The organism is Sphingobacterium sp. DR205, assembly GCF_011064245.1.
GTDB lineage: Bacteria > Bacteroidota > Bacteroidia > Sphingobacteriales > Sphingobacteriaceae > Sphingobacterium > Sphingobacterium athyrii.
This window is the reverse complement of record NZ_CP049333.1, coordinates 795,270-809,636: the sequence shown is the minus strand read 5'-3', so window position 1 is coordinate 809,636 and position 14,367 is coordinate 795,270. Positions and strand designations below refer to the sequence as shown.

The window sequence follows — 14,367 nt, the reverse complement described above, 5'->3', positions numbered from 1 at the left end:
AAACAAATGCTTTCGGTTTCAGGGAATAAGCAGTATTTTTGGGCGTAGATTTCGCATTAAACAAATAAAAGTTTACGTTTGAAAATATTTTGAAGATTTTCATTTTTCAAAGGGTTACAATTTAGGCATTAAGGTATTAATAGGTGAGTAAATTCAGTAAATCAGTCCTGCTAGAAAATGATGAGCAGATCATTGAAGGCCTCAAACAAGGCAATAGCTTGGCGATAGATAGTATCTATAAACGATATTATCCATCCATAAGCCATATGATACTGCAAAACAATGGAAGTGAGGATGAAGCAAAAGATATCTTTCAGGAGGCTGTAATTGTGCTCTACGATAAAGTTGCCAAAGGTGACTTTGAGCTCAGCAGCAAACTCAAAACATATCTTTACTCGATTTGCCGAAGGCTTTGGCTTAAGCAACTCAATCGTGCTGGTTTTGGCAATAGTGACATTAGCGGTTATGAAGACTCTTTATTTGAGGAAGAAGATTTACAACAGCACCAAGAACTTGAAAAAAAGTTCGATCAAATGGAACTCGCGCTAGAGAAAATGGGGGAACCTTGTAAGACGATCTTACATGATTTCTATATCTTAAACCACTCGATGCAGGACATCTGTGAAAAATTTGGTTATACCAATACAGATAATGCCAAGACTCAAAAATATAAATGCCTACAACGGCTGAAAAAAATATTTTTTTCAACAGATTAAAATTTGAGTAACACCATGGGAACAATGAATCAAAAAGAATTTTTCGAATTGGCTGACCAATATCTGCGCGGGGAATTACCTGCAGCGGAAAAAGCGGCGTTCGAATCTTTTTGTGCTGAAAATCCTTCGTATGCTGCCCAATTACAACAACACCGCAACTTTGTTGCCAATATGAAAGAAACTAGCCAAAGGCTCGATTTCAAAAAGGTATTGGCTAACTCAGCCAAGGAATATCATACATCCCAAGGTCCGACCGCAAAAGTGGTTCCGATAAAACAATCTACCGTTATATCACTTTGGGAACGGATCAAAGCAAGCTCTTTAGTAGCTGCAGTTGTGGCAGTATTTGCGGTATTTGGCACTTTATGGCTTAGTGGCTATTATAGCAACCTGGAAAAAGCCTCTTCGGATTACAGCGCGTTGCGCCGCGACATGAATAATGTCAAAAAGAACGTCAATGCACATAACGCCGCAATAAAAGATATCAACGATAAAAAGTCGGTTAAAAGTAGCGAAAGCCAATTTGGAGCAACCGGTTTTATGTTGACAACAGATGGCTACGTCGTAACAAACTATCACGTCGTCAGTGGCGCTGATTCCATTTATCTGCAAAATAGTAAAGGGAACTCCTACAAAGCGCAAGTTGTTCACACCGATGCCAGCAAAGATTTAGCAATCCTATATATTGCCGATAAAAACTTCAAAAAGGCCAAAAGCTTGCCTTATACCTTCAAAACGTCTACTTCGGATTTAGGAGAAGATATCTATACAATCGGCTTTCCACGTGATGAAGCAGTATATGGACAGGGATACTTAAGCTCGTCAACAGGTTACGCAGGTGACACGATCGCTTATCAAATATCCGTTCCGGTCAACCCCGGAAACAGCGGTGGCCCCGTATTGGACAGCAGAGGCAATGTGATCGGTATTATCTCCGGTAAACAAAGAGGAATAGACGGTGCTGCTTTTGCCATCAAAACCAAGTCAATCATGAATGCGCTTGCTGATATTCCGAGCGACTCATTAACCACGGGCGTAAAAATCAATAAAAAGAATGCTTTGGCAGGTTTACCAAGAACAGAACAGATCAAAAGAATACAAGACTATATTTATATGGTTAAGGTCTATTAAGACTGTATCTTTAATGCTTATAAAAAGGGCGGTACATAAGTATCGCCTTTTCTTTTTTATCAAACGCTGGTTAAAGGCTGGATCCGGTCATTTTCAAAAGGAATTCCTGATTCATCTTGTATAGGAACGCTCAAAATGATGTAGTCCAAAAAGAAACAGCGGACTCCGCTGCGTATGACAGCGGAAAAGGAGTATGTGAAGAAAAGGCAAAAATCAAAAAGGGAGTGTCCAAAAAGATAGGACACTCCCTTTTTATATCGGAATTTCACCTAATTGACTATAAATTAGGCTGTGGCGTTGTTCTCAAATAAGGCTTGATCTCCTTAAATCCTTTCGGGAATTTTGCCGGGATATCTTCTGTCTTGATTGCAGGTACAACAATTACGTCTTCTCCATGTTTCCAATCAGCCGGTGTGGCAACCTGATAATCAGCGGTGAGTTGCAATGAATCTATCACCCTCAAGATCTCATCAAAATTACGGCCAGTAGATGCAGGGTAAGTCAAGGTCAATTTTATCTTTTTATCCGGGCCAATAATGAACACCGAACGTACAGTAGCCGTTACCGAAGCATTCGGGTGAATCATATCGTAAAGCTCAGAAATATGATGATCTTCATCGGCAATAACCGGAAAATTCACTTCCGTCTGCTGTGTCTCATTGATATCCTTGATCCAGTTCAAATGATCATTTACATTGTCTACGCTCAACGCGATTGCTTTGACACCCCTTTTGTCAAATTCAGATTTCAATTTCGCCGTACGCCCCAGCTCAGTTGTACATACAGGCGTATAGTCAGAAGGATGTGAGAAAAATACCACCCAGCTATCTTTAATATAATCGTGAAAATCTATTTCACCAATAGTCGTTTGCGCTTTAAAATTTGGCGCTTCGTCTCCTAATCTTAAACTCATAATCTTATGTTTTAAATATGTTCAAAACCACATACTCTACAAATATAGTAGATTAAATTTAGCAAACAAATAATTCCCTGCTTTTTTAGATTCAGATGAAAAAACAGAACTTATATACTATGCAAGCATAATATATATTTTGTATATTTGATTATAAGCGAGCGCCTTCCAAGTTGCCTTGAGAAACAGGGCCAAGGATACAACGTAAAATATTTTTGCTTCAAGGCGAGTTGTTCACGTAGGACTGAAGGAGTACATTACTGGAGAAATAAAGTTATAGACCATAAAAATTGAGATATCATGAACTTTGAATTAAGCGAAGAACATAAAATGATCCGTGATGCAGCACGAGAGTTTGCTCAGGAACTAAAAGCAGGTGTCATACAACGGGATGAAGAAGCCCAATTTCCAACAGATTTTGTCAGACAAATGGCCGAACTTGGATTTATGGGTATCATGACCCCAGAGGCCTACGGCGGTGCCGGCATGGATACACTGGCCTATGTACTGGTATTGGAAGAAATCGCCAAAATTGATGCATCTGCAGCCGTTATTGTTTCAGCACATAATTCGTTGGTGCTTTATGGACTCAACGCCTACGGAACTGAAGAACAAAAACAAAAGTATCTGGTTCCACTTGCCCAGGGAGAGAAACTGGGTGCATTTGCACTTTCGGAACCTGAGGCTGGCTCGGACGCTTCCTCGCAACATACAATAGCCGAAGACAAAGGCGACCACTATCTATTGAATGGCACGAAGAACTGGATTACAAACGGTGGTCACGCCGATATCTACCTCGTTATTGCACAGACTCATCCAGAAAAAGGTCATAAAGGAATCAATGTGTTGATTGTCGAAAAGGGATTACCGGGTTTCACCATTGGGCCAAAGGAAAATAAATTGGGAATTCGAAGTTCAGACACACATTCCTTGCTATTTTCGGATGTTAAAGTTCCAAAGGAAAACCGTATCGGTGAGGATGGTTTTGGATTTAAATTTGCCATGAAAACCCTTGATGGAGGCCGTATAGGCATCGCGGCGCAAGCCTTGGGTATTGCCGCCGGCGCTTACAATCTGGCACTTGCCTACGCCAAGGAACGCAAAACATTTGGAAAACCCATTTCAGAACATCAGGCTATCCAATTTAAACTGGCCGATATGGAAGTCGATATCGAAACGGCCCGACTGTTGACCTATAAGGCTGCATGGACCAAAGATCAGGGACTGCCGTATGGAAAGGAGGCCGCAATGGCCAAGCTTCATGCCTCTGAGGTCGCCATGAAACATACCGTCGAAGCTGTTCAGGTCCACGGTGGTTACGGTTATGTGAAAGAATATCATGTAGAAAGACTAATGCGTGATGCCAAAATCACCCAGATCTATGAGGGTACATCCGAGATACAACGGCTGGTCATTGCGCGGGAAATCTTGCGGTAAGAACGTACAGCATTGCTTAGCATAAAAAAATTCAGTTCGCATTTAAAAAAACGGACTGATTTTTTTTATTGGTTATTCAATTTACTATCTATCATCGATAGGTACTGATAATCCTGAAAAGAAAAACTCGCCGTCTCAGCCATCGCCAAATTTAAGAGGAGCTTTGCTTTACGCAATAAATTATGCTGTTCTTCACCCTGTACATTCAACCCATCAAAGAAGAAGGTCAATGCCAGTGGATGTAGTTGCTGTGCTTGCAATTCTTCTCTTGAATAGGACGTAAGTTCATCGTCAGAGAGCTGCAGATAAAAATTGCGATCTTTGTCAAAAAACTTTTGATAGGCATCTGCAAATAAAGCGGGGTCACTGGGTTCGGCAAAAGCATCATATCCTTCGATCCAAATACGAAGAAATTTTCCGATATCTTCAACCCAACGCACCATTAAATCTTTTTTAAAACTTACTCCCATTTTGAAATCTATTATCGGATCTGTCCATTGCCACGGACAATCCATTTTTCTGTTACCAATTTTTCCAGTGCAAAGGGACCACGTGCGTGCAATTTTTGCGTTGAAATACCTATTTCAGCCCCCAGTCCAAATTCCCCACCGTCCGTAAAACGCGTCGAAGCATTTGCATAGACTGCTGCAGCGTCCACTTCATTCAAAAACCGTTCAATAGCCAACTCATTTGAAGACACAATACACTCCGAATGTTTTGAAGAATACTTTTCGATATGCTCCAATGCTTCGTCCAATCCATTGACTGTTTTTATCGAACACTTCAAATCTAGAAATTCTCTTCCAAAATCCGCTTCTTCCGCCGCCACTAAATTTGAAAATCCATGCTGCTCCAATAGCTCAAATGCAAAAGGATCGGCGAAAACTTCCACGCCGGCATGCTCAAAATAAGGTGCCAGTTTAATTAAAAACTCTGGTGCCACCTGCTGATCCACTAAAACTGTATCCAAAGAATTGCAGACTGACGGTCTGGAGATCTTTGCATTGGCGACAATTTTTGCTGCCATTTCGAGATCGGCAGTTTGATCCACATAGGTATGACATACTCCTGCACCAGTTTCAATCACCGGAACTTTCGCATTTGCCCGTACAAAATTTATCAGGGATTGTGAGCCTCGCGGAATAATAATATCCACATATTTAGTTGCCTCCAGCAATTCAGACACATGTTTGCGATCGACCGGTAATAATTGTACGATATCTTTTGGTATCTCCTGCTCTTCGAGGACAGCATAAATGACCTCCAGCAAGGCCATATTTGTATAAAGCGCATCAGAACCACCCCGCAACAGACAAACATTCCCAGATTGTATGCAAAGGGCTGCGACATCAATTGTCACATTTGGGCGGGATTCATAGATCACACCAACCACACCAAGAGGCACGGTAATTTTCTCTATTTCCAGTCCATTGGGCAGCACTTTCTTCAGCAACAGCTGATCCGTCGGGTCTGCCAAATCAGCAATCTGCTTTACACTATCGGACAGCGCTCTCAAACGATCACTATTCAGGAGAAGACGGTCTTTTTTGGGATCTTCATCGTCCATACGATCCAGATCCATTTTATTAGCCTTCAGGATCGGCGCTTCTTCTTCAATAAGAGCAGCAGCAATCGCATCTAATGTTTTCTTTTTACCTTCTGGAGAAAGCTGCTGCAAGAACTGTTTTGCCTTCGTTGCCGCCTTCAGTTGTTCAATTATTGTTTCACTCATAACAACACGATATCATTTGCATGCGCAATTTCTAAATTCTTTTTACTGGACTGGGATAACAAGGATGAATCCATTTTTGCCCGGGCCACTGCCACCGTCAGACCTTCGAGGTTCACAATATTCAGCACCTCCCCCTTCTCAAAATGTTCAACAATACGGGTTACCCCAACAGCCAATAAGCTTTTATGTTTTAATAAAGCCTCTTCGGCTCCACGATCAATCATCAATTCACCCTTAATTAAGCTTCCGCTCGCTAGCCATTTTTTTCGTGAAGAGATCTTTTTACTCTCAGGCAAGCACAAGGTACCCGTCTCATGTTTGATGGCTTTTGTGATTGCATCTTCGGTCTGCATGCTAAAAATAACCACCCCGATCCCCATCTGATTGGCAAGCCGTGCAAAATTCAGTTTTGAGGTCATACCACCTAATCCGACGGCAGATTTATCTTTCCTTGCCAATCCCAGAATATTCCGGTCAATGGTCTCAATAGTTTCTATAATTTTATTATTCGCATCCAATACCCCCGGAACAGAAGTACTAAACAATAATTTTTCAGCTCCAAATCCAACAGCAATAAGTGTTGCTAGTTCGTCGTTATCCGAAAACTTCAGCTCTTTATTGCTCACCACATCATTTTCATTGGCTACAGGGATAACATTGTTGCGCCACAGTTCCTCATAGGTATTCTTTAACTGCAGGAACTGATCCCGATTGGAAAAATGATGTCGCTCACATAAGCTTTGTGCCAATGAAATCTTAAAAGGCCTGAAATAGGTGGAATACGTATTAATCAATATCGGATTCCCAATAGCAGCTGCGGCTTTCCGCTCGGACAGCGTGCCTGTGTAACTGGGGAGAAAACGCTTGCCGGCAGCAACAGCACCCGAAGATACCAGGACAATATTATACTTCTTCTGTAAAGAAGCGATCTGCCGGGCAATCTCCAAAACAATACGTTCATCAACTTCTCCCTCTTTCGTGGTAATAGAAGCCGATCCAAATTTGACAACGAGAATAGGCTTTTTCATTGTAAGTATGCTTTAGTTTAGATTAAAGCTCTAATTTAGTGAGAAGAATTTGATTTTTGCAAAATATGTTAATATTTGAACAATATAGCGCAATAAAATACCAGACCTTGCTATCCAAAAAAACAGCTTACATGACGAATACCTGGAAGATGTTTTAAAATAATATAGACTCTCAAAGAATAAATAACTGAAATAAGCTGTGGAGAAATTCCGGTAAAGAAAACTGTCCAACCTTATTGGACAGCCTTCTTTTAAAGCAATTGTATCTTTACGATGAAAAGCGCTCTTCGTAGAGCTTCTCCAAAGAGAACATTTCGTCACGGTATTTTGCTGCTTCCAAGAAGTCCATTTCTTTTGCCGCTTTATCCATTTTCTTCCGCACATTGTCGATCGCTTTCTTCAGATCTTTCTCGCTCAGGTACTGCATGACTGGGTCCGCTGCAATAACCTGTGTAGGGTCTGGCTCAACGTAAATCTTCTGTTCAACGCCTGAAAAATCAGCAACAGAGGTCTGCTCCAGGATCTCTTCCCTGGTCTTTCCAACCGTGCGTGGCGTAATACCATGTTCTATATTATAGTTCATTTGCTTTTCCCTACGTCTATTGGTTTCGTCTATCGTGACACGCATACTATCCGTCATTTTATCAGCGTACATAATAACCCGCCCTTTATCATTCCGGGCAGCACGTCCGATGGTTTGGATCAGCGAGCGCTCCGAACGTAAAAACCCTTCTTTATCAGCGTCGAGAATAGCTACAAGTGTGACTTCAGGCAAATCCAATCCCTCCCGAAGCAAATTCACTCCCACCAATATATCAAATTCACCTAAGCGTAATCCCCTTAAAATCTCCACACGTTCCAAGGTTTTAATTTCGGAGTGTATATAACGTACTTTCAGATTCAGCTTGGTCATGTATTTGGACAGCTCCTCCGCCATCCGTTTGGTTAGGGTCGTAGCCAAGACACGCCCCCCTTCCTTGATTGTTTTATCGACCTCCTCCAAGAAATCATCGACCTGATTGATCGCCGGACGAACTTCAATAACAGGATCCAATAAGCCTGTCGGACGGATCACCTGCTCAACAACAACACCTTCCGTCTGCTGCAATTCATAGTCTCCGGGAGTAGCTGAAACATAAATGGTCTGATTGGTCAGCGATTCAAACTCCGGAAAATTGAGCGGTCTATTGTCCAATGCTGCCGGCAATCGAAAACCATGCTCCACCAAAGATACTTTTCGAGACCGGTCACCGCCATACATAGCCCGTAGCTGAGGCAGGGTAACATGACTTTCATCAATAACAAGTAGGTAGTCTTCAGGAAAATAATCCAGCAAACAGAAGGGACGCATACCCGGTTTTCTACCATCAAAGAAGCGTGAATAATTTTCTATCCCTGAACAATAGCCCAGTTCACGCATCATTTCAAGATCATAATTCACCCGCTCTTCCAGACGTTTGGCCTCTAGCATAAGTCCTTCCTCTTCCAGCTGCGTCTTACGCTGCATCAATTCGTCCTGAATAGCCCAAATGGATTCCTTGAATTTTTCCTTCGGCGTAACGAAAAGGTTCGCGGGGAAAAGCGCCAGATCTTCCATTTTATTCAAGGTCTTACCGGACACCGGATCGATCTCACTCAATTCATCAATCTCATCACCAAAAAATGAAATACGTATTGCAAAATCCAGATAAGCTGGATATACATCAACTGTATCCCCTTTCACACGAAATGTACCACGTTTAAATTCAGTTGTTGTTCTGGAATAGAGTATCTCGACCAATTTATGCAAAAAGGCATTCCGGGTGATTGTCATCCCTACACCAAAACGAAAAATTGACCGCGAGAAATCCTCAGGATTCCCCATACCATAAATACAGGACACCGAAGAGACCACAACAATATCCCGTCGTCCGGACATCAGTGAAGAAGTCGTTGCCAATCGCAACTTTTCGATTTCCTCATTGATCGCCAAGTCTTTTTCAATGTAGGTATTCGTTGAAGCGATAAATGCTTCCGGCTGGTAATAATCATAATAAGAAACAAAATAGTTGACCGAATTATTCGGGAAGAACTGTTTAAATTCGCCATACAGCTGCGCAGCCAATGTTTTATTATGACTTAATATCAGGGTAGGCTTTTGGGTTTCTTGAATTACATTGGCTACAGTAAATGTTTTACCGGATCCCGTAACCCCCAAGAGCGTCTGATATTGCTCGCCCTGCTCAACACCTGCTACCAATTCTTTGATTGCCTCTGGCTGATCACCCGTCGGTCTATACTCTGATGTCAATTCAAATCTCATACAATTCCTATTTCTTAAAGAAGACTATTTTAACCTTTCGGTACACATCACAGCAGGAGCTTCAATGAATTTCTGCTAAAAAAGTCCTTCACACTAACACCATGATGTAATCTACTGACGCTGCGATTTTGCAGTATACGGTCCAGGCCCATATTTTAGATGGTCTTCATACAAATTTACTAATTTTTTTACCATTTTATATCAAACTATAATTATGCTGAAGATGTTATTACTTTCAGTTGATTATTTACTATCTTTAGCTTTAACTGAACTAGCACGCACGTCATGGTCACTATTCTATCTACCCAAAACAGCATTGCAAATCATTTTATTGCAGAATTGAGAGATGTCACGATTCAGCGGGACCGCATGCGCTTCCGTCGGAACCTGGAGCGACTCGGAGAAGTATTTGCTTATGAGATCAGCAAAACCATGGCATTTAAACCTGTTGAAGTTGAAACACCGTTGGGCGTCGCCAAAACACATCTATTAATGGAACAACCGGTATTGGCGACCATCTTGAGAGCCGGACTTCCCTTCCATCAAGGCTTATTAAATATCTTTGACCAAGCAGACAATACCTTTATCGCGGCTTATCGGCACACCAAAAAGAGTGGTGAGTTTGAAGTTCATAAAGAATATGTAAATACCCCCAATTTAGATAATAGAACAGTCATCATCGTCGACCCGATGCTGGCAACCGGAAAGAGCCTCGTCTTATGCTGCAAAGATCTACTGGCCGAGTACGAGATTAAAGAGCTTCATATTGTTGCGGCAATTGCTTCGGAAGAAGGGTTAAACCATGTCAAGGCTTTCGTTCCGACCGCGCATATCTGGGTAGGCGATGTCGACCATGAATTGACAACAAAAGCCTATATTGTTCCTGGTCTTGGCGATGCAGGAGATCTGGCCTATGGTGAAAAACTTCATTAATGTGGATAATTATTTAAAATTAAATTAACACTCAGCTCATTGAAATTCAGTAAATTTATGTCAATGATGAAGTTTAATTTTTTTATATCTAATTTATACCACTATGAGATGGCAAAAATACAATGGCGAATCCATTCGCTCCACGATTTTCGATGCTGTTGAGGAAGTCATTAAACGAGAAGATGCCCTCGGGAACAAGCTCAAGGTTTATATCGGTACCGATTCCCAAGTAAAGAGAGGAATCATCGACTTCGCCACCGTCATCGTCTTTCTCAGGGAACATAAAGGTGGATTTATGTTTATCCAACGGGACAAAAGGCATCACCGGATGAGTATTAAAGAACGGATGCTACTCGAAGTCCAAAAATCCATCGACATCGCCTACCAACTCTGCCCCCTCCTCGAAAAACACAAAGTAGACCTCGAAGTCCACGCCGACATCAACACCAATCCAAATTTTCAGTCAAATGTTGCCCTCAAAGAAGCCATGGGATATATTATGGGTATGGGTTTTGTATTTAAAGCCAAACCTGAGTCGTTTGCGAGTACCAATTGCGCCAATAAACAGGTGCAGTAGTTAATTTTTGGACAGACTTTGTATCTTTAGGTGTAATTTTTAACACAGCAGATGCAGGATTTTTTTCAGCAGATTGCCAGTCAATTTGCCCAGACCACTTGGCTCGAATGGTTAGGTACACTAACCGGATTCCTTTGTGTTTATCTGGCCGCAAAGCAAAATATATGGAACTGGCCCATTAGCATCATCAGCGTGGTGTCCTATGCCATTCTGTTTTATGATGCAAAGCTCTATGGCGATACCGTATTACAATTTTATTTTCTATTCACGGCAGTGTATGGCTGGTATTACTGGCTTAAACGAAAGGAAGAAAAAAAGAAACCCATTGTTAAAGCCAATAAAAAACAGCTGATGCTAATCGTGCTCGCTATCATCTGTTTGACAGCCCTAATAGGTTACCTCTTGGACAATAAGACGAATTCCGATGTCCCCTATATCGATGCATTCTGTACCGCTGTTAGCTTTGTAGCCCAATTTCTAATGACGAGGAAAGTACTTCAGAACTGGCTTCTCTGGGTTTTTGTCGATATCTGCTATATTCCATTGTATATACACAAAGAGCTTATGCTAACAGCTGTACTGTATCTCGTATTCGCTATTATTGCCTGGAATGGCTACCGTGACTGGCAAAAAACCTATAAAAATTTTGCGTAATATTGCCTATCAAAAAGATAGATGTGGGAAAAGAGTTAATAAAAATTGCCGTCGTAGGCCCCGAGTCTACAGGAAAGTCAACCATGGCACAGTATCTCGCTGAAAAATTTCAAACGGTCTGTGTTCCGGAATATTCGCGCTATTACTGTCAGAGCCTCAATAATAAATATACGTTGCAGGATGAGGTCAACATGTTTTATGGACAGGTTGCTTTGGAAGAAGCACTCCTCCCTTTGGCAAAGGATAACATCCTGGTCTGTGACACCACTTTTATGACCGTGAAAATCTGGTCTGACTATCTATTCAAGCATACCCCAAAAGAAGTCACTGACAAGATCCGGCAACATCCCTATGATCTCTACTTACTGATGGATATCGACCTTCCCTGGCAGGACGATCCCTTAAGAGATTTTCCAGAGCAACGAGAACACTTTATGAAGGTGTGGAAAACAGAATTAAATGCTGTCAATGGTCAATATCACATTATCTCAGGCGAGGGACAGCAGCGACTGGAAAATGGCTTAGCAGCTGTTAACGATTTTCTGACATTGATTTGAGACAAGCACCTTGACGAAGCAGCCTTTTACAGCTATATTTGTACTTGTAAAGTATACCTTTAGTGCAATGAACAAGAAAATTAAAATGTAACTAAAAGCTGTACGCTACCGAATTAAATTAGAATATTAACATTTTACTTAAGAAATAATGTATCCAGAATATTTAGTAGCTCCAATGCGTCAAGAGTTAGTTGATGCGGGATTCGAAGAATTAAAAACTCCAGAAGCAGTTGATACTGCAATCGCTTCAGAAGGAACCGTTTTTGTGGTTGTAAACTCCGTTTGTGGTTGTGCGGCAGCAAATGCACGTCCTGCAGCAAAAGCGGCTGTAAAAAACGAAAAACATCCGGCAAAATTAGTTACTGTTTTCGCAGGTATGGAAACTGATGCTGTTAACACAGCACGTAACTACATGTTGCCTTACCCTCCATCTTCTCCAGCAATGGCATTGTTCAAAGATGGTAAATTGGTACACATGATTGAAAGACATATGATTGAAGGTCGCCCGGCACAAATGATTGCTGACAATTTAGTTGCAGCATTTGACGAGTACTGCTAATCACGTATTTTGATTTTTGAATTAAAACGGCTATCCGAATTATTTGGATAGCCGTTTTTGTAAACCCCATCATATACTTTACGATATTCCAGCCAGTTCATATTTCAAAGAAATACCCTCTCGCTTTATAAACACTTTTTTTTATTTTTAGGATATGAGAAAATTTTCAGTTATCGTTTTCCTCCTTTCCATGATCTTCCTTGCCTGTTCCCCTCAAGAAAAGGTAGACCTGATAGTATACAATGCCCAAGTGTATACCGTTGATTCCACCTTCAGCGTAGCACAGGCATTTGCAGTTAAGGACGGTAAATTTATTGCCATAGGATCAGACGAAGAGATTCAACGAAAATATAAAGCCAAAGAAAAAATAGACGCTGAGGGAAAAGCGATCTATCCCGGATTCTACGATGCACACGCGCATCTATTTGATGAAGCCGAACTGATGGATCAGGCTGATCTCAACGGCGCGGATTCTTTCGAAGAAGTAATTCAACGGGTTAAAAGTTATCAGCAAAAAAATCCCAATAAAACCTGGCTCATCGGCGGTGGCTGGGACCAAAATCGCTGGAAAGACAAATCCTTCCCTACAAAGGAACTACTGGATAAAGCTTTCCCAGATATACCAGTGTACCTGATACGGGTAGATTATCACGCCGCTGTGGTAAACTCCAAAGCTTTAGAATGGGCCAAATTGACAAGCATTCCCATTATTCATGGTGGCGTTGTCGGTGGAAGTAACAATATACCGAATGGTCTTTTGATCGACAATGCAATGGATCTGGTCAACAAAACAATCCCGGTACCCCATGAAAAAGAGTACCTGAGAATGTTAAAGCGAACCCAGGACTCGTTGCTTTCTGTGGGACTTACTTCCATTGTGGATGCCGGTTTATCAAAAGAAAGACTAGACCTCTTAAAAAAATACTACCAGGATGGGGAATTGAAATTTAGGGATTATGCCATGATCCTTGGCAATCCGCAGAATATCTCCTCATTTATAGCGCAGGGCTTTTATGAAACGGATCGTTTAGAAATCAAATCATTCAAATTACTTGCAGATGGCGCATTAGGCTCAAGGGGCGCCTGCCTCCTCGCTCATTATCATGATGCACCTACACATGGATTCTTATTGCATAGCCCACAGGAATATGAAAACATGATCAAAGCGATTGCAGCCAGTAATTTCCAGGCGAATACCCATGCGATCGGTGATTCAGCCAACCGTATTATACTGAACATCTATGGTAAATACTTACAGCCGCATACAGACCGTAGATGGCGCATTGAGCATGCGCAGATTATCTCGCCAGTAGATTTCGATAAATTCCGAAAATTCCAGATTATACCCTCTGTACAACCTACCCACGCCACATCGGATATGTACTGGGCAAAAGACCGTCTAGGTGAAGAACGGATGAAAGGAGCCTATGCTTACAAACATCTATTGAAGGAGTACGGTAAACTCGCTCTGGGAAGTGATTTCCCGGTTGAACATTTCAATCCGCTATACGGCTTTCACGCAGCCGTGGCCCGTGTCGATAAAAAAGGATATCCAAAGCAGGGCTTCCAGATGCAGGACGCCATCAGTCGGGAAGATGCATTGCGCGGAATGACCATCTGGGCAGCATACTCCTGCTTTCAGGAGAAAAAACGGGGAAGCATAGAAGCCGGCAAAGACGCTGATTTTGTTATCCTCGAGCACGACATCCTCAAAATACCGAATGAGCAGCTGCGAAACGTAAAAACAATGCGGACGGTGATTGCTGGAGAAACTGTTTTCAATAGACAACAATAATAGTTTCACACACACGGAGCTTCACTTCATCCC

Annotated in this window: 14 protein-coding genes; 9 read left to right on the top strand and 5 right to left on the bottom strand. The window is 41.8% G+C overall.

The genetic code is table 11. The annotated features are described in order from the left end of the window. Positions 1 to 143 precede the first annotated feature (143 nt). Together G6053_RS03410 and G6053_RS03405 are read left to right on the top strand one after the other, a co-directional pair. Positions 144 to 716 carry a sigma-70 family RNA polymerase sigma factor gene (locus G6053_RS03410; RefSeq protein ID WP_108636085.1) on the top strand — a complete coding sequence of 191 codons (573 nt, stop codon included), beginning with the start codon at positions 144 to 146 and terminating at the stop codon, positions 714 to 716. Between the two features lie 15 nt (positions 717 to 731). Beyond that, complete coding sequence (locus tag G6053_RS03405) at positions 732 to 1,847, top strand: serine protease (protein ID WP_165305546.1); 1,116 nt, start codon at positions 732 to 734, stop codon at positions 1,845 to 1,847. 277 nt (positions 1,848 to 2,124) lie between these two features. Here G6053_RS03405 and G6053_RS03400 read toward each other — a convergent pair whose 3' ends face one another. Further along, positions 2,125 to 2,760: a peroxiredoxin gene (locus G6053_RS03400; protein WP_104385099.1), complete on the bottom strand. Its 636-nt coding sequence runs from the start codon at positions 2,758 to 2,760 to the stop codon at positions 2,125 to 2,127. A 300-nt stretch (positions 2,761 to 3,060) separates the two neighbouring features. Between G6053_RS03400 and G6053_RS03395 the strand changes: the two genes are divergently transcribed. Then, positions 3,061 to 4,197 carry an acyl-CoA dehydrogenase gene (locus tag G6053_RS03395; RefSeq protein WP_165305545.1) on the top strand — a complete coding sequence of 379 codons (1,137 nt, stop codon included), beginning with the start codon at positions 3,061 to 3,063 and terminating at the stop codon, positions 4,195 to 4,197. A gap of 65 nt (positions 4,198 to 4,262) precedes the next feature. Here the strand turns inward: G6053_RS03395 and G6053_RS03390 are convergent, their stop codons facing one another. The 4 genes from G6053_RS03390 to uvrB all read right to left on the bottom strand — a co-directional run bounded on the left by G6053_RS03390 (position 4,263) and on the right by uvrB (position 9,259). Next, entirely contained in the window at positions 4,263 to 4,667 is a 405-nt protein-coding gene (locus G6053_RS03390; protein WP_165305544.1) for a hypothetical protein, read from the bottom strand. Positions 4,668 to 4,678: 11 nt separating this feature from the next. Beyond that, the gene (locus G6053_RS03385) at positions 4,679 to 5,929 is read right to left on the bottom strand and encodes a glutamate-5-semialdehyde dehydrogenase (protein WP_165305543.1); all 1,251 of its coding nucleotides are present in this window, start codon (positions 5,927 to 5,929) and stop codon (positions 4,679 to 4,681) included. Further along, positions 5,926 to 6,957 carry a glutamate 5-kinase gene (proB, locus tag G6053_RS03380; RefSeq protein ID WP_165305542.1) on the bottom strand — a complete coding sequence of 344 codons (1,032 nt, stop codon included), beginning with the start codon at positions 6,955 to 6,957 and terminating at the stop codon, positions 5,926 to 5,928. The genes G6053_RS03385 and proB overlap by 4 nt, the downstream gene beginning before the upstream one ends. A gap of 268 nt (positions 6,958 to 7,225) precedes the next feature. Then, a complete protein-coding gene (uvrB, locus tag G6053_RS03375; protein WP_165305541.1) occupies positions 7,226 to 9,259 on the bottom strand; it encodes an excinuclease ABC subunit UvrB in 2,034 nt (677 codons plus the stop codon). A 285-nt stretch (positions 9,260 to 9,544) separates the two neighbouring features. Between uvrB and upp the strand changes: the two genes are divergently transcribed. From upp to G6053_RS03345, 6 genes are all read left to right on the top strand, one after another. Next, positions 9,545 to 10,192, top strand: coding sequence for a uracil phosphoribosyltransferase (gene upp, locus G6053_RS03370; RefSeq protein WP_108636092.1), 648 nt, complete (start codon positions 9,545 to 9,547; stop codon positions 10,190 to 10,192). Positions 10,193 to 10,295: 103 nt separating this feature from the next. Continuing rightward, on the top strand, positions 10,296 to 10,769 hold the full coding sequence (locus G6053_RS03365; RefSeq protein ID WP_046672303.1) for a ribonuclease H-like YkuK family protein: 474 nt from the start codon (positions 10,296 to 10,298) through the stop codon (positions 10,767 to 10,769). A gap of 51 nt (positions 10,770 to 10,820) precedes the next feature. After that, on the top strand, positions 10,821 to 11,423 hold the full coding sequence (gene pnuC / locus G6053_RS03360; protein ID WP_108636093.1) for a nicotinamide riboside transporter PnuC: 603 nt from the start codon (positions 10,821 to 10,823) through the stop codon (positions 11,421 to 11,423). Between the two features lie 23 nt (positions 11,424 to 11,446). Further along, positions 11,447 to 11,980 carry an ATP-binding protein gene (locus tag G6053_RS03355; RefSeq protein ID WP_165305540.1) on the top strand — a complete coding sequence of 178 codons (534 nt, stop codon included), beginning with the start codon at positions 11,447 to 11,449 and terminating at the stop codon, positions 11,978 to 11,980. 148 nt (positions 11,981 to 12,128) lie between these two features. Then, positions 12,129 to 12,539: a BrxA/BrxB family bacilliredoxin gene (locus G6053_RS03350; protein WP_104385107.1), complete on the top strand. Its 411-nt coding sequence runs from the start codon at positions 12,129 to 12,131 to the stop codon at positions 12,537 to 12,539. A gap of 154 nt (positions 12,540 to 12,693) precedes the next feature. Next, complete coding sequence (locus G6053_RS03345; RefSeq protein ID WP_165305539.1) at positions 12,694 to 14,334, top strand: amidohydrolase; 1,641 nt, start codon at positions 12,694 to 12,696, stop codon at positions 14,332 to 14,334. Positions 14,335 to 14,367 lie beyond the last annotated feature (33 nt).

Bases quoted from the DNA above. Each gene is read 5' to 3' on its own strand.
- G6053_RS03405 (WP_165305546.1), top strand. From the start codon at position 732: ATGGGAACAATGAATCAAAAAGAATTTTTCGAATTGGCTGACCAATAT.
- G6053_RS03400 (WP_104385099.1), bottom strand. From the start codon at position 2,760: ATGAGTTTAAGATTAGGAGACGAAGCGCCAAATTTTAAAGCGCAAACG.
- G6053_RS03395 (WP_165305545.1), top strand. From the start codon at position 3,061: ATGAACTTTGAATTAAGCGAAGAACATAAAATGATCCGTGATGCAGCA.
- G6053_RS03390 (WP_165305544.1), bottom strand. From the start codon at position 4,667: ATGGGAGTAAGTTTTAAAAAAGATTTAATGGTGCGTTGGGTTGAAGAT.
- G6053_RS03385 (WP_165305543.1), bottom strand. From the start codon at position 5,929: ATGAGTGAAACAATAATTGAACAACTGAAGGCGGCAACGAAGGCAAAA.
- proB (WP_165305542.1), bottom strand. From the start codon at position 6,957: ATGAAAAAGCCTATTCTCGTTGTCAAATTTGGATCGGCTTCTATTACC.
- uvrB (WP_165305541.1), bottom strand. From the start codon at position 9,259: ATGAGATTTGAATTGACATCAGAGTATAGACCGACGGGTGATCAGCCA.
- upp (WP_108636092.1), top strand. From the start codon at position 9,545: ATGGTCACTATTCTATCTACCCAAAACAGCATTGCAAATCATTTTATT.
- G6053_RS03365 (WP_046672303.1), top strand. From the start codon at position 10,296: ATGAGATGGCAAAAATACAATGGCGAATCCATTCGCTCCACGATTTTC.
- pnuC (WP_108636093.1), top strand. From the start codon at position 10,821: ATGCAGGATTTTTTTCAGCAGATTGCCAGTCAATTTGCCCAGACCACT.
- G6053_RS03350 (WP_104385107.1), top strand. From the start codon at position 12,129: ATGTATCCAGAATATTTAGTAGCTCCAATGCGTCAAGAGTTAGTTGAT.
- G6053_RS03345 (WP_165305539.1), top strand. From the start codon at position 12,694: ATGAGAAAATTTTCAGTTATCGTTTTCCTCCTTTCCATGATCTTCCTT.